The 26,666-nt window shown below is 67.5% G+C and carries 23 protein-coding genes; 18 read left to right on the forward strand and 5 right to left on the reverse strand.

Annotation, left to right across the window (positions count from 1 at the left end; genetic code table 11):
- Nucleotides 1–49 precede the first annotated feature (49 nt).
- The 4 genes from ACOGI4_RS05465 to ACOGI4_RS05480 all read left to right on the forward strand — a co-directional run bounded on the left by ACOGI4_RS05465 (nt 50) and on the right by ACOGI4_RS05480 (nt 5,263).
- Complete coding sequence (locus ACOGI4_RS05465; RefSeq protein WP_419843094.1) at nt 50–1,744, forward strand: M1 family metallopeptidase; 1,695 nt, start codon at nt 50–52, stop codon at nt 1,742–1,744.
- Between the two features lie 167 nt (nt 1,745–1,911).
- A complete protein-coding gene (locus ACOGI4_RS05470; RefSeq protein ID WP_419842914.1) occupies nt 1,912–2,586 on the forward strand; it encodes a lysophospholipid acyltransferase family protein in 675 nt (224 codons plus the stop codon).
- Nucleotides 2,583–3,941 (forward strand): CaiB/BaiF CoA transferase family protein, encoded by a 1,359-nt coding sequence (locus ACOGI4_RS05475; protein ID WP_419842915.1) that lies wholly within the window; start codon nt 2,583–2,585, stop codon nt 3,939–3,941. The genes ACOGI4_RS05470 and ACOGI4_RS05475 overlap by 4 nt, the downstream gene beginning before the upstream one ends.
- A complete protein-coding gene (locus tag ACOGI4_RS05480; protein ID WP_419842916.1) occupies nt 3,941–5,263 on the forward strand; it encodes a CoA transferase in 1,323 nt (440 codons plus the stop codon). Before ACOGI4_RS05475 ends, ACOGI4_RS05480 begins: the two co-directional genes overlap by 1 nt.
- A 60-nt stretch (nt 5,264–5,323) precedes the next feature.
- On the opposite strand, the gene ACOGI4_RS05485 is transcribed toward ACOGI4_RS05480, so the two are convergent.
- Nucleotides 5,324–6,067 carry a helix-turn-helix domain-containing protein gene (locus tag ACOGI4_RS05485; RefSeq protein ID WP_419842917.1) on the reverse strand — a complete coding sequence of 248 codons (744 nt, stop codon included), beginning with the start codon at nt 6,065–6,067 and terminating at the stop codon, nt 5,324–5,326.
- A gap of 165 nt (nt 6,068–6,232) precedes the next feature.
- On the opposite strand from ACOGI4_RS05485, the gene ACOGI4_RS05490 reads away from it, so the two are divergent.
- Genes ACOGI4_RS05490 through ACOGI4_RS05505 form a run of 4 tightly spaced genes read left to right on the forward strand, consistent with a single transcriptional unit; the run spans nt 6,233 to nt 10,787 of the window.
- A complete protein-coding gene (locus ACOGI4_RS05490) occupies nt 6,233–7,342 on the forward strand; it encodes an LLM class flavin-dependent oxidoreductase (protein ID WP_419842918.1) in 1,110 nt (369 codons plus the stop codon).
- A gap of 42 nt (nt 7,343–7,384) precedes the next feature.
- Nucleotides 7,385–7,570 (forward strand): hypothetical protein, encoded by a 186-nt coding sequence (locus ACOGI4_RS05495; protein ID WP_419842919.1) that lies wholly within the window; start codon nt 7,385–7,387, stop codon nt 7,568–7,570.
- 9 nt (nt 7,571–7,579) lie between these two features.
- Nucleotides 7,580–10,042 (forward strand): FtsX-like permease family protein, encoded by a 2,463-nt coding sequence (locus ACOGI4_RS05500; RefSeq protein ID WP_419842920.1) that lies wholly within the window; start codon nt 7,580–7,582, stop codon nt 10,040–10,042.
- A gap of 4 nt (nt 10,043–10,046) precedes the next feature.
- A complete protein-coding gene (locus tag ACOGI4_RS05505) occupies nt 10,047–10,787 on the forward strand; it encodes an ABC transporter ATP-binding protein (RefSeq protein ID WP_419842921.1) in 741 nt (246 codons plus the stop codon).
- Nucleotides 10,788–10,817: 30 nt separating this feature from the next.
- Here ACOGI4_RS05505 and ACOGI4_RS05510 read toward each other — a convergent pair whose 3' ends face one another.
- Nucleotides 10,818–12,029 carry a nitroreductase family protein gene (locus ACOGI4_RS05510; RefSeq protein ID WP_419842922.1) on the reverse strand — a complete coding sequence of 404 codons (1,212 nt, stop codon included), beginning with the start codon at nt 12,027–12,029 and terminating at the stop codon, nt 10,818–10,820.
- A gap of 173 nt (nt 12,030–12,202) precedes the next feature.
- On the opposite strand from ACOGI4_RS05510, the gene ACOGI4_RS05515 reads away from it, so the two are divergent.
- Together ACOGI4_RS05515 and ACOGI4_RS05520 are read left to right on the forward strand one after the other, a co-directional pair.
- The gene (locus ACOGI4_RS05515; RefSeq protein ID WP_419842923.1) at nt 12,203–13,819 is read left to right on the forward strand and encodes a hypothetical protein; all 1,617 of its coding nucleotides are present in this window, start codon (nt 12,203–12,205) and stop codon (nt 13,817–13,819) included.
- Nucleotides 13,820–13,840: 21 nt separating this feature from the next.
- Nucleotides 13,841–15,001: a pyridoxal phosphate-dependent aminotransferase gene (locus ACOGI4_RS05520; RefSeq protein ID WP_419842924.1), complete on the forward strand. Its 1,161-nt coding sequence runs from the start codon at nt 13,841–13,843 to the stop codon at nt 14,999–15,001.
- A 187-nt stretch (nt 15,002–15,188) separates the two neighbouring features.
- Here the strand turns inward: ACOGI4_RS05520 and ACOGI4_RS05525 are convergent, their stop codons facing one another.
- The 3 genes from ACOGI4_RS05525 to ACOGI4_RS05535 form a co-directional block, all read right to left on the reverse strand.
- Nucleotides 15,189–15,815 carry a hypothetical protein gene (locus tag ACOGI4_RS05525; protein WP_419842925.1) on the reverse strand — a complete coding sequence of 209 codons (627 nt, stop codon included), beginning with the start codon at nt 15,813–15,815 and terminating at the stop codon, nt 15,189–15,191.
- Nucleotides 15,816–15,827: 12 nt separating this feature from the next.
- Nucleotides 15,828–16,970, reverse strand: coding sequence for an LLM class flavin-dependent oxidoreductase (locus ACOGI4_RS05530; protein ID WP_419842926.1), 1,143 nt, complete (start codon nt 16,968–16,970; stop codon nt 15,828–15,830).
- Between the two features lie 168 nt (nt 16,971–17,138).
- A complete protein-coding gene (locus ACOGI4_RS05535) occupies nt 17,139–17,546 on the reverse strand; it encodes a hypothetical protein (RefSeq protein ID WP_419842927.1) in 408 nt (135 codons plus the stop codon).
- 421 nt (nt 17,547–17,967) lie between these two features.
- On the opposite strand from ACOGI4_RS05535, the gene ACOGI4_RS05540 reads away from it, so the two are divergent.
- The 8 genes from ACOGI4_RS05540 to ACOGI4_RS05575 all read left to right on the forward strand — a co-directional run bounded on the left by ACOGI4_RS05540 (nt 17,968) and on the right by ACOGI4_RS05575 (nt 26,663).
- On the forward strand, nt 17,968–20,217 hold the full coding sequence (locus ACOGI4_RS05540; protein ID WP_419842928.1) for a fibronectin type III domain-containing protein: 2,250 nt from the start codon (nt 17,968–17,970) through the stop codon (nt 20,215–20,217).
- 745 nt (nt 20,218–20,962) lie between these two features.
- Entirely contained in the window at nt 20,963–22,261 is a 1,299-nt protein-coding gene (locus ACOGI4_RS05545) for an AMP-binding protein (protein WP_419842929.1), read from the forward strand.
- Between the two features lie 81 nt (nt 22,262–22,342).
- The gene (locus ACOGI4_RS05550) at nt 22,343–22,651 is read left to right on the forward strand and encodes an NIPSNAP family protein (RefSeq protein WP_419842930.1); all 309 of its coding nucleotides are present in this window, start codon (nt 22,343–22,345) and stop codon (nt 22,649–22,651) included.
- A gap of 87 nt (nt 22,652–22,738) precedes the next feature.
- Nucleotides 22,739–23,551, forward strand: coding sequence for an HpcH/HpaI aldolase family protein (locus ACOGI4_RS05555; protein WP_419842931.1), 813 nt, complete (start codon nt 22,739–22,741; stop codon nt 23,549–23,551).
- 64 nt (nt 23,552–23,615) lie between these two features.
- Nucleotides 23,616–24,392 carry a TIGR00266 family protein gene (locus ACOGI4_RS05560; protein ID WP_419842932.1) on the forward strand — a complete coding sequence of 259 codons (777 nt, stop codon included), beginning with the start codon at nt 23,616–23,618 and terminating at the stop codon, nt 24,390–24,392.
- Between the two features lie 78 nt (nt 24,393–24,470).
- Nucleotides 24,471–25,541: a hypothetical protein gene (locus ACOGI4_RS05565; protein ID WP_419842933.1), complete on the forward strand. Its 1,071-nt coding sequence runs from the start codon at nt 24,471–24,473 to the stop codon at nt 25,539–25,541.
- 89 nt (nt 25,542–25,630) lie between these two features.
- Nucleotides 25,631–26,149, forward strand: a complete 519-nt coding sequence (locus tag ACOGI4_RS05570) for a UGSC family (seleno)protein (RefSeq protein WP_419843095.1) — start codon at nt 25,631–25,633, stop codon at nt 26,147–26,149.
- Nucleotides 26,150–26,192: 43 nt separating this feature from the next.
- Nucleotides 26,193–26,663: a VOC family protein gene (locus tag ACOGI4_RS05575; protein WP_419842934.1), complete on the forward strand. Its 471-nt coding sequence runs from the start codon at nt 26,193–26,195 to the stop codon at nt 26,661–26,663.
- Nucleotides 26,664–26,666 lie beyond the last annotated feature (3 nt).

Below are 26,666 nucleotides of genomic sequence, written 5' to 3' on the forward strand. Positions count from 1 at the left end.
ACGCCAGGGCGCGAACACTCCAGCGGACTTACCTGCAAGCATGGTGTCGATGCTCAGGCGATGGTGCATGGGGGAATGGGGAAGTCGGGACGACGGAATCTCGCTGACCGGCAGCGTGCTGCGTGGCAGGAACATGCGCAGGGGCATCAGGCTTGCTGCGCTCGTGTGCGGTGCTGCGCTGTGGCTCGCGGCGTGTACTGGCGCTGCCGATGACCGCGCCGAGACGTCACTGCCGCCCGCAGACCCAACGACAACGACGGCGCTGACGCCCTCCACCCTGACGACTGCTACGACTACGGTCACGATGCCGTCCACCGCGCCCGCTGCGACGACACCTGACGCTGCCGCACCTGACGGGCAAGCATCGACTCCGCCGCCGTTCGTGACCGTCCCGGCGGACCAGACGCCTCCTCCGCCCGGCGCCGGCGCGGGCGACAGCTTGTACCCGTGGCTGGGCAACAGCGGCTACGACGTCACCCACTACGACCTGCTGCTCGACGTTGACCCGGCCGCCAACACGCTGAGCGGCGTGACCACGGTGCATGCGGTGTCAGCCGCAGCGCTCGAGACGATCTACCTGGACTTCTCCGGCCTCCAAGTGGATGCGGTGACGGTGGACGGCGTCGCAGCCGAGCATCTGCGCGAGCGCGCCGAACTGGTCGTGAAGCCGTCGACGCCAGTGCCCGCAGGTGCCAGCTTCACCGTTGAGGTTGCGTACTCGGGAGAGCCGCAGCACATCGACGATCCCGGAGTGCCGTACCACGAGATCGGCTGGTTCAACTGGGAGGACGTGATCTTCACCTCCAGTGAGCCGTCTGGTGCTATGTCGTGGTTCCCGTCCAACAACCACCCGACCGACAAGGCCACGTTCACCATCGCCGTCACCGTGCCGGCGCACCTCACGGCGGCATCCACCGGCCTGCTCGTGGAGGAGTCTGCCGCCGACGGCAGGCGCACGTTCACCTGGCAGATGGACGACCCGATGGCAACCTATCTGGCTGCGGTGTACATCGGCGAATTCGAGCGTCACGTGCAAGCATCCGGCAACAGCGTGCTGATCCGCGACTACCTCCCGAGTTCGCTGACGGACACGGACCGCCAAGCCGCCCTAGATGCTCTTTCGGTTACCCCCGACGCCATTGCGTTCTTCGAGCGCCTGATCGGCCCGTATCCGTTCGATGCGTACGGCACCTTGGTACTCCCGTTCAGCATCGGTTTCGCCATGGAGAACCAGACGCTCTCGCTGCACGGCGACCAGATGCTGACGCCGTTGGTCATCGCCCACGAGTTGGCGCACCAGTGGTTCGGCAACTCGGTATCACCGGGCGACTGGGGCGACATCTGGCTCAACGAGGGATTCGCGCACTATTTGGCGCTCCTCTACGTGTCAGAACACGGCGGCGAGGACCTTGATGCGCTGATGATCGATGAATGGCGGCAAGCGCGCGATCTTCGTGCCGCACCCCCGGGACGGATCGCGGTAGAACAGTTGTTCGACATCGCGTCGGTGTACCAGCGATCCCCGCTGAGCCTGCATGCGCTGCACCGCCACCTCGGCGATGACACCTTCTTCGAGATTCTGCGAAGCCACTATCGACGGTCTGGCGGAGGCCATGCGACGACGCCGGAGTTCATGGCGCTCGTAGCGCAGCTCGGCGGCGCCGAGGCAGCGGCTCTGCTCGCCTCGTGGCTGTACGCCGAACAGATGCCGAGCCTGCCCGCATGGACGCATCAGCGGCCGTAAGGGGCCACAATCTGGATGTGAACAGATGGCGCCAGAGCCGGTCCAGCCAGAGCAGACCTCGTCAGAGCACATCTGGGCGGGACAGACCGAGTTCGCGCCTGTGCGGCGCGGTCACCTCGAAGCTGCGCGGCGCCGCGGGGCAGTTGGGCTCAGACGGGGTGGCAGGAGTGCTGACGTGGCGAGCGGCGCGGGGCCTCGTGCGCAGCCTGCTGTTTCGCGTCTACCGGCTGCGCGCTGCTGGTCAGGAGCAGTTGCGCGAAGCGGGCCCGCTGATCTACGCACCGGTCCATCGCAGCCACCTCGACGGACCGCTGCTCGGCAGCCTCACCCATCACCGAGTCCGCTATCTCGGCAAACAGGAGCTGTTCAGCCCTAGGCCGCTCGGCTGGTTCATGCGTTCGATGGGTGCCTTTGCGGTGCGGCGCGGCGCGGCGGACCTCGATGCCATGCGGGCCGCACTCGAGCTGCTCCGCAACGGTGAGGTACTGCTGGTCTTCCCCGAAGGCGCCAGACAGCCGCGCGACGACATCGCCCCCATCTTCGACGGCACCGCATGGCTGGCCGCGAAGTCGGGGGCGTCGGTGCTGCCGGTCGGCATTGCGGGCACACGCGAGTCGATGCCCAGCGGTGCGCGATTCCCGCGTCGGACGCAGGTCGCGATCGTGGTGGGCGAGCCGCTCGCTCCGCCTGCGGGTCCCGACGGCGGTCGTGCGAGGCGACCGGACATGACGGCGTGGACGGCGACCCTTGCCGATGCGCTTGCGGACTGCCAGCAGCGCGCACGAGCGCTGGCCGATGAGCCCGGCCGTGCCCGCACTCCCATGCGCGACCTGGTGCCATGAACGCGACATCGCCGGCTTCGAGTGCAGCATCAGCATTGTCGGCTTCGCCCACCTCGCCCGCTGCGCCGACGTCGCCCGCTGCGCCGGTAGCGCCTACCTCGCCGCTGTGGCCCCGTGTTGAGCCCGGCGCGCTCGGAGGCATCCGCATCTGCGACTTCACCGGTCAGCTGGCGGGCGCCGGCGCCACGAAGATCTTGGCGGCCCTGGGCGCGGAGGTGATCCGCATCGAAGACCCCGTACGCGAGGGCCGCTGGGACATCCTGCGAGGCACGCAGCCATTCGTCGGCGAGCACCGCGGGATCGAGGCCGGAGGCTCGTTCAACAGCCACAACGCTGGCAAGCTCGGCATCACGCTCAATCTGCGCAGCGAGCGCGCCAAGGAGCTGCTGCGCGAGCTGATCGCGGTCAGCGACGCGGTCACCGAGAACTTCGCGGCCGGCGTCATGGAGCGCCTCGGCTTCGGCTACGCCGAGCTTCGGCGGATCAAGCCTGACATCGTCTACGTGTCGAACTGCGGTTTCGGCGCCACCGGCCCCTACGCCGGTTTCCGCTCCTGGGGCCCGATAGCCCAGGCCGTTTCGGGTCTCACGTTCCAGTCGGGGCTGCCCGACCTGCCGCCGGCGGGATGGGGCTACTCGTTCATGGACCACACCGGCGCGTACTACATGGCGATAGCGCTGCTGATGGCGCTGTACCACCGCAAGCGGACCGGCGAGGGCCAGTGGGTGGACTTGGCATGCATCGAGGCAGCGGGCACGCTGCACGGCGCGGCGTCGCTGGACTTCACGGTGAACGGCCGCCGGGCCCGCCGCAGCGGGATGCCCAACAGCAATCGCTCCCAATCGCCGGCGATGGCGCCGCATGGCATCTTCGCGTGCGACGGCGACGACGAGTGGGTGGCCATCGCGGTGCGTGACGATGAGGATTGGCAGCGCTTCGCGGCTGCCGTCGGCGAGCTGTGGACCGGCGACGACCGCTGGCAGCGTCTGGCCGGTCGCCTGGCGCACGAGGACGAGCTGGAGCGACTGGTCGGCAGCTGGACAGCTCAGCAGAACAAGCACGCCGTGCGCGCCAAGCTGGTCGAGGCTGGAGTGCCCGCCGCGCCGGTGCTGCGTCCGAGCGAGCGCATCGACGGCGACCCTCGCACCGCCGAACGCGGCCTGTGGGTGACCGTGCCGCACAGTGCGGTGGGCGACACGCGCGTCGAAGGGCTGCCGGCGCGGCTGAGCCAGACCGACTGGGCCATCGCCCGCGGCGCACCGTGCCTGGGCGAGGACAACCAGTACGTGTTCGGCGACGTGCTGGGCCGCAACACAGACGAGATCGCGGAGCTGAAAGCCACGGGGGTGATCTGATGTCGCAGGCGAACACCGCACCGGCTGACTCTGCAGTGGCCGAAACTTCGCCGGCGAACCCAGCACCGGCGGATACGGCGGCGTCGCAGCATCGCCGCCCGCTGGACGGCATCCGGGTGGTGGAGCTGACCTCGGAGCGATGCGCGCTCGCGGGGAAGCTGCTGGCAGACATGGGCGCGGAGGTGATCGTGGTCGAGCCGCCGGGCGGTTCGCCGATGCGCGTCTACGGACCGTTCGCCCGCGACACGCCCGACCCTGAGCGGGCGTTGTGGTGGTGGCACTACAACACCTCGAAGCGCTCGGTGGTGCTTGACGTGGACGAGGCCACCGGCGCGAACGATTTTCGGCACCTCGTGAGCACCTGCGATGTCGTGATCGAAGCCGAGCCGCCCGGTCGCCTTGGAGCGATCGGACTCGACTGGGACCAGCTGAACCGTGATCGGCTCATCTGGGTGTCGATCACTCACAACGGGCGCGACCGGCCCGACCCGCCCGCCACCGATCTCACCGTGCTGGCCGAGGGCGGACCCATATGGTCGTGCGGCTACGACGATCACACGATCCCTCCGGTGAGAGGCGGCGGAAACCAGGGCCTGCAGATGGCCTGCCACTACGCGGTCGCGACCCTGCTGGCGGCGCTGCTGTGGCGCGAGGAGTCCGGCCGCGGCCAGCTCATCGACGTCTCGATGCTCGCTGCCGCAAATCTGACGTGTGAGTTCGCGACCTACTTCTGGCTGAACCAGCAGGTCGACGTGCAGCGGCAGACTGGCCGTCATGCACTCCCGCAGCTCTCAGAGCCCACGCAGGTGCGCTGCGCCGGCGGTCGCTGGCTCAACACGGGGGTGCCGCCTCGGCGCGGACCCGAGTTCGCTGCACTGGCCGCATGGGTGGCCGAGCTGGACCTGGCCGACGAGTGCCCGCACATGGAGCTGCTGAAGCTGGGCGAGGACTACGAGCTGATCGACATTCTGGACCTCGATGCAGACCCGCTCGGCGCTGAGGTGTTCGGCGCCGGACGTGACACCGTCAACTTCTTGGCCGAGCGACTCGGCGCTCACGAGCTCTTCGTCGGCCTGCAGTCGATCGGGCTTGCGTGCGGCATCGTGTACTCGCCCGAGGAGATGCTGGGCGACGGGCACTTCGTGGCGCGGGGCTTTCCCGTGGAGCTCGACCACGACGGAACCTCGGTGACCTACCCAGGCGCCCCGTATCGCTTCTCGGCGACGCCGTGGCGCGCCACGCCGGCACCGCGTTTGGGCGAGCACCAAGAGCTGCTGCGAGGTCTGCCTCTGGACCGGCCCGGAACGCCGCCCGGAGACTGAGCGGCGAGCGCCGCGGACGGCGTTCGGCGGCTTCTCAAACAGTCGGGCTGCCGGCGCCGTCTACTCCCCGGGCTGATGGAAGCGTGCCGCCTTGGCCAGCTCGCGCACCTCGGCGCGTTCTTCGGGGGTCAGGCACTCGAAGTCGGGCGCGTGGAGCTTGTCGGTGAGCGACTCGATCTCGTCGCGGGCATCGCCCAAGTGGCTGACGTCGGGGTACGGCTTCGGCCAGCCGAAGAACTCGGCATTCCATTCGCCGGCGGGGCCAGACAGGATCGCCTCGAGTGGACCCATGCCCAGCGCCTGCACGGCCACGCAGTGGCGACCGAAGCGCAGCTCCCGCATGATCTGCGCCATGAAGAACGCGTGCGCGGCACCTCCGGCATCGGGCCGGGGCAGGTCTCGCCACCCGACGAATGTCGGTGCGCCCTGGGGCGCCGCCGCATCCACCACCTGTTCGAGCAGCTCGCCCAGCCGGCCGGCGTCTTCCATGCCGGCGAGCCGCTGCGCGCCGAATGCGGCGCAGATCTCGCCCCAGATGCGAGCGCCCTGCGACGGCGCCATCGCGGCGCGCCCTGCGGCGACTGCGGCGCGCATCGTGTCGGGGTTCCAGAAGTAGGCAGCGGCCACGACGTTGTCGATCGGGCACTCGCCCAGCACTCCCAGCCGTCCGGTTGCGTATGCCCCGATGCCTTCGGCCATGCCGCGCTGTGCTGCGGTCGCGAGCGTGGAGGCGTCCATCAGCCAGTCCATCGCCAGCATCCCCACTGAGCCGCGCATGCTTCGGGCAACTGCGGTCGTCTCCATGGTCAAGCCTCCTGTGTCGGGTATCGCTCGGTCTCGTGGCCCGCCTCGCCGCGACGCTAACCGTGTTGCACTCGCCGCTTCGCAGCGTGGGTCTGCGAGTAGGCCTAGTGTGACGCATCGGCGCCGACACCGGCAGCCGGAGATCCGAAGCTAGGGGGGAACGTCATGCATGTCGGCTACTCAGCAGTCTTTCAGAACCCGGAGAATGCGCTGTCGGACCGCGAGGTCTGGGAGCAGGAGATCCGCATGGTCGAAGAGGCCGAGGATCTCGGCTTCGATTCGATCTGGACGGTGGAGCACCACTTCACCGACTACACGATGTGCCCGGACCCAGTGCAGTTCCTGACGTGGGTAGCCGCCAAGACGAACTTGCAGCTCGGCACCGCAGTGATCGTGTTGCCATGGCACGACCCGATGCGAGTGGCCGAGCAGGTGACGATGCTCGACAACCTCGCCGACGGCCGCCTCATTCTGGGAATCGGCCGCGGCCTGGCCCGCGTCGAGTACGAGGGCTTCCGCGTGGACATGAACACGAGCCGGGAGCGCTTCTTGGAGTACGCCAAGATGCTCATCGAAGGACTCGAGCAGGGTTACGTGGAGCATGACGGCGAGTTCGTGCAGCAGCCCCGCCGAGAGATCCGCCCGCGGCCCGAGCACTCATTCAGGGGCCGCACCTACGCCGCAGCCGTGTCGCCGGAGGGCATGCCGCTCATGGCGCAGCTCGGCATCGGCCTGCTGGTGATCCCCCAGAAGCCGTGGGAGATCGTCGAGTCCGACTTTGCTGCGTACCAGGGCGAATGGACCAAGCATCACACTGCACCGCCGCCTCCGCCGCTGTCTGGCGGATTCTGCTGGGTGGACACCAATGCCGACCGGGCCGAGGCCAAGGCGATGGAGCACATCTGCAACTACTACGGCACCGTGATGAAGCACTACGAGTTCGGTCCCAAGCGGCCGCACGAGGGCGTCACCGGCTACGAGTTCTACGAGGGCATCTCCAAGTACATCGACCGCCACGGTGCCCGCGGCGCCGCGGAGGACTTCGCTCGGCTGATGCCGTTCGGCACTCCGGATCAGGTGCTTGAGAAAATCCAACAGATCAAGGACAAGATCGGCATCGCGGCGTTCTTCCCCAACCTGTGCTTCGCCGGCATGAACTGGACCGAAGCCCGGCGCAACCGCGACTTGTTCGCCACCGAGGTGCTTCCCGTGCTGAAGGAATGGGATGCCCCGCCGGTGGGTCTAGCTGCCACGGAACTCGCCGCCGCCGCTTAGCACCCCGAGCCCCGCGTGGCGGGCACACTAGGTTTGCTTCGCATGAAGGACGGCTACAGCCTGACAGAGGCCTTTGTCCTCATGGTTTCGATGTTGGCCATTGTTCTGGGCCTGATGCTGGTGATCTTGGCCGATCGCCCAGACATCGACCACATGCGGCCCATTGTCTTCGGTACCGGCTTGTTCACGGGCGGATTCGTCATGGCTCTGCGCACGCTGCTGCAGTAGGCGCGCGTTGTGCGGCTTTTGCGATTGCGGTGGTCGCTGCGGGAGGGCCGCAAGCGCTGGATTCAGATCTTGGGTATCGCATTCACGGTTGCGATCGGCATGGGCAGCTACGCCGGTCCGACCAGCGCCATCGAATGGCGGCTGGACGCCATCGACGCGAGTCTGGATCTCACCAACATGTACGACCTGCGGGCGACGGTCAGCGGGGGTCTGGACGTGCCGCAGGGCTCGCTGGCGCGGCTTGCTGAGGGCCTCGACGGCATCGAAGAACACAGCGAACGTCTCGTGCTGGACACGCAAGTCGAGACGACCGCGAACGACGGCGAGCTGCTGGTGCAGGGACGCATCATGGGAGTGGACACGACCGCCGGGGGGCCGAGCGTCAATCGGGTCGAAACCGTCAAGGGCGCGAACATGGCGCCGTCGGATGCTGGCGTGCGGCGCGTCTTGATCGAGTCGAAATTCGCCCGCTTTCACGGCTTGGGTGAGCGCGGCACCTTGACCTTGCGCGGCGACACCAGCGTGGAGTACGTCGGCCACGCCACATCGCCCGAGTACTTTGTGGTCGTAGAAGGCGGAGGCTCGCTCGGCCAGTCCAACTTCGCCGCGTTGTTCACTCCGCTGTCCGTAGCGCAGGACATCGCCGACCGACCCGACGCGGTCAACGACGTGGTGGTGACACTGGCACCAGGCGCCGATGCCGAGAGCGTGCGAAGCCAGCTCGTCGACGCCGCGGAGTCCTCCATCGGCGTGTCGCTGGATGTCATCGCTCGCGATGAGACGCCCTCCTACATCGGATTGCGCAACTCGCCGGAGGTCGACCAGAGTCTCAACAACGTCCTCGCCCTGCTGCTCATTGTCGGCGCCGGATTCGCCGCGCTGAACTTCTCCGCACGCATGGTGGAGTCGCAACGGCGAGAGATCGGTGCGTCGATGGCCATCGGTGAGACTCCTCGCACGATTGCGATACGGCCGATGCTCATCGGCGCACAGATCAGCGTGCTCGGTGTCGTGCTGGGTGTCGCTTTGGGTTACGTGCTCTCTCACCAGACGGTGGCAGTGGCGCAGGCCAACGTCACCTATCCCGTGCTGGACAAGTCCTTGAATCTGGCGGTCTACGCAAGGGCTGCCGCCGTCGGCTTCGCGGTGCCGCTGCTGTCGACGTTCTGGCCGGTGCTGCGCGCCGTGAGAGTTCGACCAGTCGAAGCGATTCGGTCAGGCCATTTGGCGTCGCGGGGAGGCAGCCTCTCCTCGATCGTCAGCCGCGTCCCGCTGCCCGGCCGCAGCCTTGCACGGATGCCGTTCCGCAACCTGCTGCGCACCCCCCGCAGAACGCTGATGACCACGCTGACCTTTGCCATGAGCGTGGCGATCCTGTTCGCCGTCGTGGGCCTCAGCAGTTCCTTTGCTGCCACCTTCGATCGAGGAAATCGAGAGCTGCTCGGAGGCGAGCCTGATCGCTTCATGGCCCAGATGGATGCCTTCTACCCGGTCGATGCGCCGCAAGTGAGCGACGTGCTCAGCCATCCGACGGTGCGTCTCGGCGAGCCGGCAGTGGTGCTGGGCGCCCGGGCCGTCACAGCCGCACCTGCACGAGACGCGACCGATCAAATTCGCGATCCGACGCGGCTGGACCTTGTCATTCGCTTCGTGGACTTCGGCAGCAGCATCTGGACGCCGACGACATCACGAGGAGTGCTGTCGGCGGGCGCCCCCGGCATCGCGCTGGCCGACAAGGCAGCCCGCGACTTCGGCGTGGATGTCGGCGACGACGTGACGGTCACGCATCCGGCGCAGGTCGACGGCGCATACACGAGCACCACGAGCACGTTGACGGTCGCTGCCATACACCGTCACCCGCTGCGGCTCAGCGCGTACATGGATCTCTCGCAGGCAACGATGTGGGGCTTCGGCGGACTCGCCAACGCCGTCACCGGCGTGCCGGCACCCGGCAGCAGCCTGAACGACGTCAAGCGGTCGCTCGCCGGCGGCGGCACCGGCGTCGCACGTGTGCAGGGCCTCGACGAATCGTTCAAGTCCATCGAGGACTCGCTCGATCAGGCGTCGAGCCTCTTCGTCGGCGCCCGCATCTTCGTGATCTTGCTGCTGCTGCTGATCGCGTTCAACGCGGCCAACATCAACGTGGACGAACGCGCTCGCGACCACGCCACGATGTTCGCCTACGGCGTGCCCGTGCGGCGGGTGATTGCGAACCTCTCCGTGGAAGGCTTGCTGCTGTGCGCGGCCGCGATCCTGCTCGGCGTCCTGCTGGGCTACGCGCTGTTGGTGTGGATGGTGGTGTACCTGTTGCCGGCGGCGATCCCCGAGATCGGCGCCATCGTGTCGATCAGGCCGTGGGAGATGGCGCTGTACCTCGCCGTGGCACTCGTCGCCGTGGCGCTGGCACCGGTCTTCTCGCTTCGCAAGCTGAAGAACATGTTCATTCCCGGCAAGCTCCGGGTCATGGAGTAGCGGAATGACGGAGCGGCGGAGCAGCGAGGAGGAGCGGCGACCGATGATCGAACTCGAAGGCGTCACCAAGCACTACGAAATCGGCCCCGTGACGGTGACGGCGCTGGCGGGCATCGACCTGCAGGTCGACGCAGGCGAGTTCGTGGTGGTGCTCGGTCCGTCGGGCAGCGGCAAGACCACCACGCTCAACATCATCGGCGCGCTGGACTCGGCGTCGTCGGGCAAGGTCACCGTCGGCGGCCGCGACCTGAGCGCGTCGAGCCGAAGCGAGCTGTTCGCGCTGCGTCGGGAGACGGTCAGCTTCATCTTCCAGAGCTTCAACCTGTTCCCCGGCCTCACCGCAACCGAGAACGTCGAGTTCGGTATGGACGTCGCCGGCAAGGGCGGGTCGGCCGACCCTGCGCAGATCCTCGGTGCGGTCGGGCTCGGTCACCGGCTCGGCCACTTCCCGCACGAGCTGTCGGGCGGCGAGCAGCAGCGCGTCGCCATCGCCCGAGCGCTCGCCACCGGCAACCCCGTGCTGCTCGCAGATGAGCCCACCGGAGAGCTGGACTTCAAGACCGGCGCCCAGATTCTCGAACTGCTCGCCGAGCAGGCCAGTCAGGACCGGGCGGTACTGGTGGTGACCCACAACCGCGAGATTTCCCGCATGGCCGACCGCGTCGTAGAGATGAGCAGCGGCCAGATCGTCAGCGACGGCCCGCCCGAAGGCGGCAAGACTCCGCTGGCCGACCTGCACTGGTAGGCCGCGAAGCCGCCGCGGTCGACGGTGCGCTCAGGTGCCGCTTTCGGCGAGCGCCTTGATGCCTTCGACGCAGCGTGTCATGTTCGCGAGATGCTCGCTCTGGCGACGGGCCAGGATGCGCGGCTCCTTGTCCGGCGTCGCCGTGATCGCCATCGTGAGGCCCGACGGACCCGGCCCGATCCGCATGGCGTGGCGCAGGCGGCAGCGCTGGCCGTGCAGCACGTCGATCTCGTAGCGCCAGCGGGCGCCTGCCTGCTCGGGTGTCTCGCCGCTGGCCCAGCCGAACAGCACGTTCGGCTCGTACTCGGTGACGGTGAGCTCGAGGTTCCACTCGCCGACGGCCGGGTGCTGGTTGTGGCCGATGAAGGTTGCGCCGAGCGCAGGGCCGTCGAAGCCCGGCGCCCACTCGGCCCGCACGAATTCCTCGGAGAAGGCGGCGCCTGCGTTGATGTCGCTGACGATCTCCCAGACCCGCTCCGCCGCAGCGTCGATGTCGATCTCGACCGTGGCCCCCGGTCCCTCGCTCAGGGAGCGAGCGGTCGAGTCGCCGCCGCGTGCCTCCCAGGTGCGGCCCCAGCCGTCCACGTAGGCGATCTCATTGGCGCGCCGGCGTGGCACCGCGCCGAACTCGCTGCCCTTCGACCATGCCAAGGGCAGAAGTGCCACCGGCGTGACTCCGGCGGGGATGCCTAGCACGTCGCGCAGTTCGTCGTCTTTGCTGAGAATCGCTGTGGTCCAAGCGGTGGCGAGCCCACGGGACCGCGCCGCGAGGCAGAAGCTCCACGCCGACTGCAGGACTGAATCGAACAAGCCCGGCTTGCCGCTGTCGTCGTGGACTCCCCACACGCAGGGAATGACATGGACCGGCACTTCGGCAAGGTGTTCCGCGAGGTGAGCCGCCGACTTCATCACCTGTTCCATCGCGTGACCGGTGCCGGCAGTCGCGTCGCGGCTGCGCTGCATGAATTCGCCGACGACTGAGTGGTACAGGTCGCCGATGGCCTGACGTTGCTGCGGGTCGCGCACGAGCAGCCATCGCCGGCTGGCCTGGTTGCCGCCGCCGGGCCCCTGTTCGGCGAGGTCGATGCAGTCGAGCACGAGGTCATGGGGCACGTCTCGTTCCAGGTCCAGCCGAAGCCGAACCGAGCGGGTGGTCGACAGCACGCCGTCGACCGACGCCAGGTCGACCCCGGCGATGTCGTAGCGGGCTGGCACGTGGGGGTTCAGTTGCGGCGTTGGCATGTCGTCAGTATTGCCGCAGTATCGGTGTCGCACTCCGTAGTTTCTGCGAACGTGACTTGGCTGTTCCGAGCGTGACGCGACGTCAGCCGTCACGGCGGTACCGGTCTTGGCAGATCCGTGAGCGACCGGCTGGTGCTCGGCAGCACAGCGCACGACGGAACTGTGCTCGACAGATGCTGTCCGCCCGCTCGTCTCGGCCGCCTGCTGCTGCGGTGCTGGCCGCGTTGACGGTGTTGTTGCTGCTGCTGGCGAGCGCGTGCCGGTCTGCCAGTCTCGATGCGCCGGTGCCCGCAACGTCCGCGCCGGCGCAGCCGGAATCGAGCGTGCCCATGTCGTCGGTGTCCGCTGCGGCCGAGCGGGACTGCACGGCGCGGGAGGCAACTGACGTTCCTGCGCACGTCACCGCCGAAGCGGCCGCGGTCGCGCAGAGCTCACCGGACACTGCGCGGGCGGCGTCTGTGCAGTTCAGCGTGGCACTGTCGCGCGCGCTCTACGACTGCGCGCACGAGGTCGGCCTGGCGTTCGCCGACGACTCCGAGGCGATCCTCACACTCGCCGAGCGCGGCCTGCGCGGTCCGCTGCTGCTGGTCGAGTCCTGGTCCGCGCCCGAGCCGATGGCAGAGATCCGTCGCCTCGCGCCGGAGCGGATCGTGGCTGCAGGCTTCAACCAGCAACGGCTCCAACGGCAGCTCTCCGGCATCGATACCGAATTCGAACTCGACTGGGTGCCGGTCGATCCGAACGCGGCACTGCCGCTGCGCGATGCCCCTGCCGCGTTGGTGTGGGTGGTCCACAGCGCCGAGCGTGCGGCGGTGTTGGGATCTCTCGGGACGCAGATCGGCGCAGCGGCCGTGGCAGTGGGCGCCGGCGAAGACCTGCGAGCGCTGCCGCCGCAGGCACGCGACACGCTTCGCAGCGCTGCGCACGTCGAGCTCGGAGCTGCGCTCGATACCGAAGCGGCATGGCAGCTGGAGGTCGTGAGACGCGGCGAGGAGTTGCCGGGCGGCGGCTTGCTCCTGTTCGAGCCCGGCCGCGCCCGCCGTCTGGTGGCCATGTACGGCCATCCGGCGACCTCGCAGCTGGGAGTGCTGGGCGAGCAGGGCCCGCTCGAGGGAATCGAGCGCGTGCGGTCCATCGCGCGGGACTACGGCGCAGACGGCTCGGACGTGATCCTCGCCTTCGAGATCATCGCCACCGTGGCATCGGCCAACCCCGGCGGCGACGGGGACTACTCCAATGAGACCGCCCTCGACGTCATCCGGCCGTGGATCGACATGGCTGCCGAGAACGACATGTACGTGGTGCTGGACCTGCAGTCGGGCCGAACCGATTTCCTGACACAGGCCAAGCGCTATGCGGAGCTGCTGCGGCATCCCCATGTCGGCCTGGCGCTCGATCCCGAGTGGCGGCTGCGGCCCGGCGAGGTGCATCTGCGTCAAGTCGGCACGGTCGACGCCGCCGAGATCAACCCGGTCGTGGGTTGGCTGGCCGGTCTCGTGCGCGAGGAGGCATTGCCGCAGAAGCTGCTGATCATGCACCAATTCAGCTTCTCGATGATCACCAACCGCGATCAGGTCGCGACCCCCGCAGAGCTGGCGGTGATGATCCACATGGACGGACAGGGCCCGATCGCCACGAAGTACAGCACATGGGAGGTGCTGACCACCCAGCCCGACGCCGGCCGCTTCTACTGGGGCTGGAAGAACTTCTACGACGAGGACTTCCCCACGCCCACCCCGCAGCAGGTGCTGGCGCTCAGACCGTCGCCGCTGTTCGTCTCCTACCAGTAGCTGTTTCGTAGCCTTCGCCGCATGGCACGGCTGCCGTACCTGAGTTCGCGCCTGCAGGGCTACCAGTCGACGATCTTCGCGGAGATGTCTGCGCTGGCCGTGCGCACCGGTGCGATCAACCTGGGTCAGGGCTTCCCCGACACCGACGGACCGGCAGAGGTGCTCGAAGCGGCGGTAGCAGCGATCCGCAGCGGCACGGCGAATCAGTACCCGCCGGGCATAGGGATGCCGGAGCTGCGCCATGCGGTCGCCCGGCATCAGGCTCGCTTTTGGGGAATGGAGGTCGACCCGGAGCGCGAGGTGCTCATCACTGCCGGTGCCAGCGAGGCGCTGGCGGCGAGCATCTTGGCACTGACCGAGGTGGGCGACGAGGTGCTCACCTTCGAACCGTGGTACGACCTGTACGGTGCCGTCGTCTCGATGGCCGGCGCCGTCCGCAAGGTGGTGACGCTGCGCCCGCCCGACTACGGCTTCGACGCTGACGAGCTGGCCGCAGCGGTCACGCCGCGCACCCGACTGCTGGTGCTCAACAGTCCTCACAACCCGACCGGCAAGGTGTTTGCCCGGGCCGAGCTAGAGGCGATTGCCGCAGTGGCCATTGAGCGGGATCTGTTGGTGGTCACCGACGAGGTGTACGAGCATCTGGTGTTCGACGGCGAGCACATTGCGATAGCGACGCTGCCGGGCATGGCCGAGCGCACCGTGACCGTCTCCAGCGGCGGCAAGACGTTTGCCGTAACCGGCTGGAAGATCGGCTGGGCGTGTGCTCGTCCCGAGCTCGTGGCGGCTGTGCGCACGGCCAAGCAATGGCTGACCTACGTCAGCGGAGGACCATTCCAGCGTGCTGTCGCCGTCGGGCTCGACCTTGGCGACGAGTACTTCACGACCCAGGCCGAGGACCTGCGCGCCAAGCGGGACCGACTCTGCGCGGGCCTGCGCTCGGTGGGCCTCGAAGTCTTCGAGCCTGCGGGCACCTACTTCGTCACTGCCGACATCCGGTCGCTCGGCCACGCCGATGGCATCGAATTCTGCTGGGGCCTGCCGGAGCGTGTCGGCGTGGCTGCAGTGCCGAACGTGGTCATGTACGACAACGCCGACGAGGGCCGTCACCTCGTCCGGTTCGCCTTCTGCAAGCAGCACGACATGCTCGACGAAGCCGTCGAGCGCCTGCGCAGCCTGTAGCCCGAGCGCCGCAGTCCGCGCCCGAGACGGGGCCGCTGCGAGTACTGCTGACCCTATCTAACCCTCAGAATTTTACTCTAAAATTTTTAGAGTAGCTGAGAGCAAGCCGGGAAACCCAGTGTTCATGCGGGTTTCCGAGCATTCGGCGATTTACAGTACGTTGAGACTTGCTGTGAAGCCAGCACATTCAGGCCTGCTCCGTTCCGCCCGTGCGACGGCGCGGGAACGCTGCGACAGCGAGGGCGGAGCCGACCATGCCGCCGACAGTGGACAGCACCAAGTCGGCGACGGTGTCGTCGTAGGTGAGGTCCAGTCCGCCGCCTGCGCCGGTTGCGGCCACAATCCACTCAGCAGCCTCCCAGCCGACGATGGCGAGCGCTCCCAGCCCGGCGCCGAGCAGCCACGCGTCCGAGCGCGAGAGGCTCGCAGCGCCGCCGCGTCGGTAGCGCCACGCGTGGAATGCGCCGACCAGCAGGATCCAGTTCACCGTGTGGAGCACGTCGTCGGTGGCATCGAACGAGTCGTAGACATGCGCCAGGTTGCCGAGGGTGTCGATCAGGAACGGGGCCACGATCAGTGCGTCGGCCGTGGCCGGGTAGGGCCGGAACCGCCCGCGCCATGCCCATGCCAGCGGCACCACTGCCGCCGAGAGCATGAACAGCGGGAAGCGGAACGCCATCCCCTTGCCTTCGAGATGATCGAGCGGCAACGCGATCGCCACCAAGAAGCACAGTGCCAGCGCTGCCTTGCATGCCATCGCCACGGCCACAGCCCGTCGGCGGCTGTCGAGCGCAGCAACGCCGCCGTCAGGCATCGGGCTCGAAGCTCAGGCGCCGGCGCGCAGTGGAGCGATCACGCCCTGCGCGAACTCGTTGAGCATCGCCAGCTCTTGGTCCTGGGTGAAGTAGCCGACGTGATGCCACAGGAAGAACTCGGTGACGCCGAACTCCTCGTGCAGGGAAGCCACGTGATCGAGTTCCTCTTCCCGGCTGCCGCGCCACACGCGGCCCATTGGCACCACGTAGGGCGGTGCGTTGTACGCCCAGTTGAACAGCTCCGCGAAGCCGGCGTACAGGTCGGCGGCTTCGGCCGGCGTGCGGCCCATGGTGAGGTGGCCGCCGATAGCGAGCGCATCGGCAGGCGTAGTGTCGCGTCCCGCGCCGTGGGCTTCGGTGAGGTAGATGTCCAGCGCTGTGGCGATGAAGCTCTGCCGCTCGGGGGCCACGAAGCTGACCATCTTGCCGCCCTCGCGTGCCCAGAACTTCGAGGTTTCCATGCTGTAGCTGAACGGCGCGTACACCGGCGGGTGCGGTTGCTGCAGCGGTCGGGGCACGATGCCGATCTCGCGCAGCGTTTTGTCGTGGTCGACCGCGGTGGGATCGACGTCGTCGGTCGGCGGGAAGTGCCATTCCATCGACGGCGGGACGTGCCAGAACTCGCCTTGGATCGAGACCTTGTCCTGCGTCCACAGCGACTTCACCAAGTGCCAGTTCTCATACAGCGCCCGGCGGTTGCGCTGGTCGGCCTCGGACTTGTCGGACTCTGTGGAGGTGATGGCGAGGTGCTGGCCGAACGTGCCGGTCCAGCGCGGCGTGTTGCCACGCGAGAAGCCCGCGAACGTCCGCCCGCCGGTGAAGTGGTCGAGCATGGCGATGTTCTCGGCCAGCTGGATCGGATTCACCGCAGTGAGGTTCATGCCGAGCTGACCCACCCGCATCCGCTCGGTGTGCTGCGCCACGAAGTAGTCCCACATCAGCGGGTTGGTCGTGGTCTCGATGCCTTCCACCTGCAGGTGCTGCTCGGTCATCGCGAAGCCGTCGTACCCGACCGACTCGGCAAACTGCATCTGCGTCCGCACTTGATCCATCAAGGTCTGCCATCGCTCCGGCATCGACCCTGCAAGGCCGATCTGCTCGCCGCGGCGACGCATGTACGGAACGACGAGGATCGTGAAGCGAAAGTCAGTCACCGGCGGTCAGCTCCTGTCGCGACACGTTTCCACACCCTGTGCCGATCCACACCCTGTGCCGACACTGCTGCAACAACACCTGCTGACGGTCAACTGCAGCACGAGGTTGGAGCCCATCTGTCGCGACACGTTTCCACACTAGGTGTGTTCGACTGAAGGTGTGTTGGTCTAGAAGATTGTTGACATGGTTCGACGGTCTGACGCATCGGACGCAGCCATGTTTGGCTGATGGTCGCGTGGCTGGTGGCGACGTGTTGCTTGGGGGCTGTTTGGCTGGTGGTTGGAGCAGGTAGCGGCCGGTGTCAAGGTCGGTGTGGCCGCCGTGATCGGGTCGAACTGGCCGTTCACCACCGTCATGCCGGTCTCAGGACGCGTGAACGCGCTTGCGGCACGCTGGCGTCGCTGCCGGTCCAGCAGCGACGCGCCGTCGTCGCCGCTGCGGTCCGCGACGTGACGGGCGACGGTGCGAAGGAACTCTTCATGACCCTCGACTTGTGCGCGTTCAGCCAGGTGCTGCTCGTTGATCGGAGCGTCGGCGGCGGCGCGGGCGATCCACCGTGCGCGCCCGGCAGGCACCGCACCCGATGCCAGACCCTCACGAGTCGCAGCCAGCTCAGCCAGCCGCGACCGCAGCCCCCCTCGTCGAGCCGCTACACATCCACGCTCAGCCACACCCCCGACAGCACATCCGGCTCGCACGGCACGCAGTCACCTGTCCGGACGGTACGGCGGTCTGCTGCGGATGGTTCCGGCGTGAGGGCCGTTGCGTGGTCGGGTCGGCGTGGTATACACTCAGCGCGCTACGCGACGGCGGGTCTGCGGTGTCGTTTGAGGTGTCCGCAGTCCGCGCGAGCCGGGCGAGATGCAATGCCCGTTGATTGGGGTTTGTGTTGATGACTGATCGTGCTGGTCTAGTGAGTTCTGGGTGTCGTCCTCGCGGGGGGGGGGTCGGTGCGTAGTTGAGCGGTGGCGTGCGGCTGGTGGTGGGCGTGGGGGTGTGTTGTGGGGTTTGGTGGGGGTGGTGGTGTTGGCGGTGTCGGTGGTGGTGTTGGTGCCGGTGGGTGTGTCCGGTCAGGGTTCGGTGCCTGGGCAGCCGGAGAATTTTCTGGTTGGTCGGGCTGTGGGCGGGGTGCGGGTGTTTTGGGTGAATCCGGATGATGCGTCGATCACGAAGTATCAGTATGTGGTGGGTACTGCTGTGGGAAGCGATGCGTTTGGGGCGGTGCGGGATTCGACGGCGTGGGTGGACGTGTCTGGTTCGGGTGCGTCGACGACGTCGTTTGTGGCGCCGGCGTCGGGGTCGAGTTATGTGAAGGTTCGGGCGGTGAACGCGAACGGGCCGGGTGTGCAGTCGAGTGTGATTTCGGGCACGGCGGGCACGTCGAGCGATACGTTGGCGGTGTCGTTGGCGCCTGCGCAGGTGCGTGAGGGCGACTCGGGTCGCACGGATGTGACGTTGTCGGTGACGTTGCCGTCTGCGGTGTCGGGGAACGACAGGACGGTGACGGTGTCGAGGCTGGCGCAGAACGTGGGGGTGGCGAGCACGTTGACGTGGAACTCGAATTACACGCCGGCGACGTCGTGCTCGGCGCCGAATCCTGCGAATGCTGACGTGTGTTGGCCGAACGGGCGCAGGATCACGATTGCGTCGGGGCAGACCACGGGTTCGTTGGTGTTCAGTGTGCGGGGGGACACGACTCAGGAGAACAAGCGAAAGGTGATGTACTTGGCTCCGGGTTACGATGTCAGCCCTTTTGCGCGAGTGGAGGGTTCGGCGGTTTTGGAGGTGCTCGACGACGACGGCGCCAACGCGCCGGCCACGACCAGCACCACCACGACAACAACCACCACGACTACTACGACCACGACATCAACATCGACGACGACTACTTCGACGACTGCGGCGGGGGTGCCTGCGAAGCCGTCGGGTGTGGGGTTGGCGAGGGTTGGGACGTCTAATCGGTTGAGGGTGTCGTGGAGCGATCCGGGTGATTCGACGATTACGGGTTGGCAGTATCAGTGGCGGCCTCCGGGCGGGTCTGACAGTGGTTGGTATTCGATTGGGGGTTCGGGGGCGTCGACGACGTCGCACACGATTAGGCGGTCGGGGGGTTTGGCTGCGGGTGTGTGGCGGATGCAGGTGCGGGCGGTGAACGCGTCCGGCACGGGGCCTGCGTCGGACTGGGCGTCGTTCACCGTCGGCACTGCCACAACGACAACTACGACGACAACGAGCACGACCACAACAACCACCACGACGACGACTACAACCACCACGACGACGACCACAACAACCACTACGACTACGACACCGCCGACTACGACCACGACGACGGCGCCGACGACTACGACGACTGCTGCGACCACTACGACATCGCCGACCACGACGACTGCTGCGACGACCAGCACGACGACGGCGGTGCCGCGGTCTTCGTCGGGAGGAGGCTCCGGCGGCGGTTCAGGCGGCGGCGGGGGTGGCGGCTCCGGCGGTTCGGGTGGTTCTGGTGGTTCTGGTGGTGTGGTGGTGTCTGGGAGGCCGTGGCAGCCGTCAGGGGTGCGCGTCGTGTCGGGCGGCGGTGTGCTGTTGGTGTCGTGGTCGGTGCCGGGGGGCGGTGCTTGTGAGGCGTCGGGCTTTCTGGTGCGTGTCCGCGAACGGTCTCGTGGCGGCGGGTCGGGTGTGGGGCGTGTGGTGGCGGAGTCGCTGGTGCTGTCGGGCACCACGAGCTGGCTGGTGACCGGCCTCGACCCCGGGGTGAGCTACACCGCGGAAGTGCTGGCGTACAGTGCTGTGTGCTGGAGCTTCTCGCCGCCGGTGACGCGCACGTTCGCTGTCGCCGCGGCGGGCAGGCCGCCCGGTCCGCCGAGGCGTCCGTTGATGGCGCCGATGCCGGTGCGAGAACTGAAAGTTGACACCGGCAAGCCGGATCGGGTGACGGTCACCTGGACGAAACCCGCTGCCACGCCGGATGTGCAGCGTGATGTGCGTTGCGCGTACACCCGTGCGGGTGTGCCGCATTGGGTGAAGACCGTCCGTTATGCCTATGAGGTGCGCAACGTGACCACCGGCGAACGCGTGGGGGCGGGCAGTTTCGAGTCCGCTGGCCCCACCCTCTCCCGCACGGTCACGCTCACCGGTCACGCGGCAGGCGCCGGCTACCGGCTGCGGGCAAGCGTTGTCGCCTATTCGGAGACTTGCAAGCGCTGGTCCGCGATACGCCGTGTCTTCTGGTGGACCAAAGCCCCATAGGCCGCAGTTGTCAGCTGCGCCGGCCGAGCGTGCCTTGCGGCAGCCGCAGCCCGATACTCGACTGGCTGGTGCCGTCACCGGGTGCCCGCGAGGCGCAGCCGGCGAATGATCTCACCAACGAGGGCGGAGCGCGGGCAGGCGAGCCGCCGGGGGACTGAGCAGCACCCGTTGTTCGGGGCGAGTGATCTCATCGGCGAGGGCGGGGTGTGGGCAGGGGCCTCCGCGCGCAGTTCTGCGACGCCACGCACCCCGCGCGTTCAGCAGATGCGTCGCAGCTGTTTGAGCACGGAGGCCCCTGCCCTCGCTCCGCCCGGACGAGACACAGCCGACAGCCGCGCTCGCAGCCAGTCACCCTCAGCGTGCAACAATTGCGTCGCAGCTGTTTGAGCACGGAGGCCCCTGCCCTCGCTCCGCCCGGACGAGACACAACTGTCAGCCGGGCCGTCACGCACCCCGCGCGTTCAGCAGATGCGTCGCAGCTGTTCGGGCACGGAGGCCCCTGCCCACGCTCCGCCCGGACGAGACACAACTGTCAGCCGGGCCGTCACGCACCCCGCGCGTTCAACAGGTGCGTCGCAGCTGTTCGGGCACGGAGGCCCCTGCCCACGCTCCGCCCGGACATGATGTTGCTGCACCCATGCACACGCTCCGCCCGGACACAATGTTGCTGGAGGCATTAGCGGCGCAGCTGTTCGGGCACGGAGGCCCCGGCACACGCTCCGCCCGGATCCGCAGGAGCCGTCACATGGCCAAGTTCGAGCCCGCCGCCAAGCGAGGCCTGCATCCCATAGAGAACGCACCGGTCGCGCAGATCAGAGCCCTGCAGCTCAAGCGCCTGCAGTGGAGTCTGGCGCACGCCTACGCGCACGTGCCGCTCTACCGGCAGCTGTTCGACCAGGCGGGCGTGCATCCCTCAGATCTGCAGCGCCTGGAGGACTTGCGGCAGTTCCCGTTCACCGCAAAGCGGGAGCTGCGAGACACCTACCCCTTCGGGATGTTCGCCGTGCCTCGAGAGCGCGTGGCCCGGGTCCATGCGTCGTCGGGAACCACCGGCAAGCCGACCGTGGTGGGCTATACCCAGGCCGACCTCGACATGTGGTCGCACGTGTTCCAGCGATCGTTGGTCGCTGCCGGTGTGCAGCCGGGCGATGTCGTCCATGTCGCCTACGGCTACGGCTTGTTCACCGGCGGACTGGGCGCCCACTACGGGGCCGAGCAGTTCGGCTGCACGGTGGTGCCGGCGTCGGTGGGCCAGACCGCTCGACAGGTGCAGCTGCTGGTGGACTTCGACGCCGACGTGCTGTGCGCCACGCCGTCCTACGCCTTGGTGGTTGCCGACGAGTTCCGCCGCCAAGGCCTGGACCCGGCCTCGACGTCGCTGCGGGTGGGGATCTTCGGTGCCGAACCGTGGTCCGAGGCCATGCGGACCGAGCTGGAGGACGCCTTCGGGATCGACGCGGTCGACATCTACGGACTCTCGGAAGTCATCGGCGGCGGTGTGGCCAACGAGTGCGTCGAGACCAAGGACGGGCCCACCATCTGGGAGGACCACTTCTATCCCGAGATCATCGACCCAGATTCGGGCGAGGTGCTGCCCGAGGGCGAGACGGGAGAGCTCGTGTTCACCTCGCTGACCAAGGAGGCGATGCCGGTGATCCGGTACCGCACACGTGACATCTGCTCGCTGCAGCCGGGCACCGCTCGCTCGATGCGGCGGATGGGCCGGGTCGCGGCCCGCACCGACGACATGCTCATCATCCGCGGCGTCAACGTGTTCCCGAGCCAGTTCGAGGAGCTGGTCTCTGCCGATCCGAGGCTGACCGGGCACTTCTTCCTCGAAGTGCATCAGCGGGGACGTCTCGAAGGCATCACGGCCGTGCTCGAACCCAAGCCCGACGCAGGAGACCACGAGGCGATAGCCGACGAGTTCGCCGGCGCGGTACGACAGCGGGTCGGCATCGCCGTCGAGGTTCGCACGGTCGAGCCCGAGGGCATTCCACGATCGGAGGGCAAGGCGCAACGGGTGCGCGACCTGCGCCCATGAGCGTCTGACTCGTGCGCTACGGTTCGGCTGGACTAGCGGTTTGGCCGGAGCAGCGGATCGGCTGATCGGGAGGAGATGACCATGAGCTTCGTGGAGATGCGGCGCTACCGCCTGAAGGTCGGCACACCCGAGCGATGGGTGAAGACGTACTTCGACAAGGGCTACGAGCCGCAGCGCAAGCATCTCGGCGAGCCGGTCGGCTACTACACCACCGAGTTCGGCGGCATCAACGAGATCATCCACATGTGGCGCTATGACTCGCTGGCCGAGCGGGCCGCAAAGCGCAAGGCGCTCTTTGCCGATCCCGACTGGCAGGAGTTTGTGACGGAGATCGTGCCCTTGGTCGAGGCGCAGGAGAATGCGATCCTGCGCGACATCTTCGAAGACTGAGCCCCACCGGCGACAGCGGCCAGCCGTCCCGGTTCACCTGACTGCGGTTCACCACGCAGCGCTTCACCCCACAGGAAGGCCACACCCATGTCGAACACGTCCAACAAGATGATGGACACGTGGGCTGCCGGCGGCGAGGCGCTGGGGACGTGGCTGTCGATGGCATCGAGCCATTCGGCAGAGATCGCTGGGCGCGCCGGCTTCGACTATGTCTGTGTCGACATGCAGCACGGCGTTGCCGACTACCAGGTCGCGGTGACGATGATGCAGGCGATCGAGCTCGGCGGCGGCACGCCGATTGTGCGGGTGCCGTGGAACGAACCCGGCATCATCGGGCGCGTACTGGATGCCGGAGCGCGGGGCGTCATCATCCCGATGGTGAACTCGGTCGGCGAGGCCACAGCAGCTGTGGCTGCGTGCAAGTACCCGCCGCTGGGCGCTCGCAGCTTCGGACCCATCTTGGCGGCGGCGCGCGCCGCGGCGGGCGAGAGCTACTTCGACGTGGCGAACGCCACCAGCGCGTGCATTCCGATGATCGAGACGCGCCAAGCCGTCGATTCGCTGGACGACATCTTGGCCGTCGAAGGTGTGGATGCCATCTATGTCGGGCCTGCGGACCTGTCGATCAGCTACGGCTACGGACCTGGCTACAGCGACGAGCATGACGAGTACAAGGCGACGCTGGAGCACATTGCGCAGCGGTGCGCAGCCCACGGCGTGGTGGCCGGCATCCACTCCACGGCGGCGCTCTCGGCGGACCGGCGCGGCAAGGGCTTCCGTATGCAGACCGTTGCAGGCGATGCCATGGCGCTCGGCCGCGGCATGGCGCTCGATCTGCGCACGGCGCGTGAATCCGGTGTGTCGGCCGTCGGCAGCGACGCCGATTCGGCGATCTACTGATGTACTTCTGCTCATCCACTGAGTCCGTCACTCACTGAACCCGTCAAGCAAGGAGCACAGAGCCATGCGGAGTCACGAAGTCGACTACCAGATCTTCGGCGACGACATGCAATTCGTCGAGATCGAACTGGATCCCGGTGAGACGGTCATCGGCGAAGCGGGCACGATGATGTTCATCGAAGACGGCGTGTCGTTCGAGTCGATCATGGGTGACGGCACCGAGCCGAGTTCGGGCTTGTGGGGCAAGCTCAAGGGCGCCGGCAAGCGAGCCGTCTCCGGCGAGTCGCTGTTCCTCACCCACTTCACCAACACCAGTGCCGGCGGCAAGGCCAAGGTCGGCTTCGCTGCGGGTTACCCGGGCAAGATCGTGCCGGTGGATCTCGCTCAGATGGGCGGCGAGATCATCGCCCAGCGCGATGCGTTCTTGTGCGCGGCGATGGGGACCAAGCTCGACATCGCTTGGCAGCGCGGCATCGGCACCGGGCTGTTCGGCGGCGAGGGCTTCATTCTCCAGCGGCTGTCCGGTGACGGGATGGCGTTCCTGCACGCCGGAGGTTCCATCAAGGCTGTCCAGCTCCACGACCAGACCATCAAGCTCGACACCGGCTGCTTGGTGGCGTTGCAGCCGTCGCTCGACTACAGCATCGAGCGCGCCGGCAATCTCAAGTCGATGTTCTTCGGCGGGGAGGGACTGTTCTTGGCCACGGTGTCGGGCACCGGATGGGTGTGGCTGCAATCCTTGCCCTTCGAGCGGCTCTCGTCGCGGGTGTTGGCGAACGCCGCCGGACCGGCCTCCGATGACTCACGCGGCCTGCTGTCGGGCCTGTTCGAGCGCAGCTGACCGCCCGGCCCGCATGATCGCACGCCGTCTGTCGGCATTCGAGCGGGCGGCTGCTCACAGCGTCATGACGATGCAGCTATGACGATGCGGCTGACCTCAGGTCGCATCAGCGTCGACGGTTTCGCCGAAGCTCAAGCAGCCCTCCACGCCCGCGGGTGGACAGACGGCCTGCCTGTCGTGCCGCCCACGCAGGAGGCAGTGGCGGCGTGTCTGGACTGGGCGATGCTGTCGCCGGACCACCTGATCGGCATCGAGCCGGTGCGGGCACGGGCCATCACGGCGGAGAAGGCCGCGGTCAATGCGGTGATGGCAGGATGCTCGCCACAACACTTCCCGGTCGTCGTGACCGCGCTCACGGCGATGCTGCAGCCCGAGTTCGGGCTCCACGGCCCGACGGCGTCCACCGGCGGCTGCGCGGTCATGCTGATCGTCAACGGACCTGTCCGGCGTGAGCTGGCGATGGACGCCACCTTCAGCGTGCTCGGCGGCGCCGACCGGTCCTGTGCGGTCATCGCACGGGCAGTACGGCTGGTGCTGGCCAACGTGCTCGATGTGAAGCCTGGCGGCATCGACCGGGCCACGCTGGGCCATCCCGGCAAGCTCGGTTACTGCATCGCCGAGGACGAGGAGGCCACGAGCTGGGTATCGCTGGGCGACCGCCGGCTCTCCACGGTGCAGGCCGAGCGAGGCCAGGTGTCCTCGGTGACGGCGGTGGCCTCGATGGCGCCCCGCCAGATCATGAACGAATGGACGACCGACCCCACCGAGCTCTGTGAGACCGTGGCCGCAGAGATCCGGGCCAACCAACTCCACTATTCCATCTGGCCGGGCAATTACGTCGTGGTGCTGCCCCCGCAGCTGCGCGCTCACTTCGATGCGGCCGGCTGGACCCCCGACGACATCGCAGGCTGCGTCTTCGAGCGTGCCCGGGTGCGCCGGGGAGACTGGGCGGATGTCGGCAAGGGAGCAATCGTCAAGGATCGGGCCGACCAGAGCTATTCGGCGCTGGAATCCCCCGACGACTTGCTGATTGTCGCCGCGGGCGGGCCGGCGGGCGGCTTCGCGGCGGTGATTCCGCCGTGGCTCGGCACCCGAAGCCACGCCTCCACTGTGGCGGTGGGCGCCTGCGTGGACTGCGATGTGGACTAGTCGCTGCGGCTCTGATGCTGTGACCGTAGGGTGCAGTGCGGCAACAGACCGCAGTGCCTGAACAGAGCCCTGAACAGAGCGAGGTCGGCGTGGAGCTGCTGAATCCCACCCATGAGCAAGCACCTGCCGGCTTCGAAGCGCCGAAGCGGCTCGTCACCTTGCAAGGCGCCACCGTGGGAGTCATCTCCAACGGCAAGCAGAACACTCAGCCGTTCTTCGATCACGTCGAACGACTGCTGCGCGACCGTCACGGTGTGGCGGAGGTGGTCCGCCGGACCAAGGCCAACTACAGCGCTCCCGCGCAGCACGAGCTGCTTGCCGAGGCAATGGGCTGGGAGGCTGTGCTGGCCGGCGTCGGCGACTGAGGCAGCTGCTCGTCGTGCAGTCTGCACGACGCCGTCGCCGCCGAGCGAATCGGCGTGCCCGCAGTCAGCGTCATGACGAGTGCGTTCGTGGACGCGGCTGAGCTGATGGCACGCGTCCAAGGCGTGCCTGAGCATCCCTTTACGGTGATCGAGCACCCCATCGCGAGCGCGGGTGCAGCAGGCCTCGAAGCGCGGGCCGAGACTGCGGTGGCCCAGGCAGTCGAGCTGCTGGTAGCTCGCTAGCGTGAGCTCGGGCACGCACGCAGAAGCAGAAGGAGCCCGCACGATGACCAAGGCGATTCCCGACGATTACCCGCGCATCTCGGTGTCGATGAGCATTGACGGCGCCTCTGATGCGATTGCGTTCTACACCGAGGTGCTCGGGATGACCGAGCGGATGCGCCTCCCCATGGGTGACAAAATCGGTCATTCGGAGCTGACGCTGGGCGATTCGCTCATCATGGTGGCCGACGAGTTTCCCGAGATGGAATTCCATTCGCCGGCCCACTACGGCGGCTCGCCCGTGCAGCTCAGCGTGTACGTGGACGATGTGGATGCCACCTTCGCCGCTGCGCTCGCGGCAGGCGCAACTGAGGTGCGGCCGGTCGAGGACCAGTTTTACGGCGACCGCTCGGGCATGATCCAAGACCCGTGGGGCCATCGCTGGAATCTCGCGACTCACATCGAAGACGTGGACCCCGACGAGATGGCCCGTCGTTCGGAGGCTGCCATGTCCGAGATGGCAGCCGGCGGCTGACCG

The organism is Candidatus Poriferisodalis sp. (assembly GCF_965205175.1).
In the GTDB taxonomy this organism is placed as follows: domain Bacteria; phylum Actinomycetota; class Acidimicrobiia; order Acidimicrobiales; family Poriferisodalaceae; genus Poriferisodalis.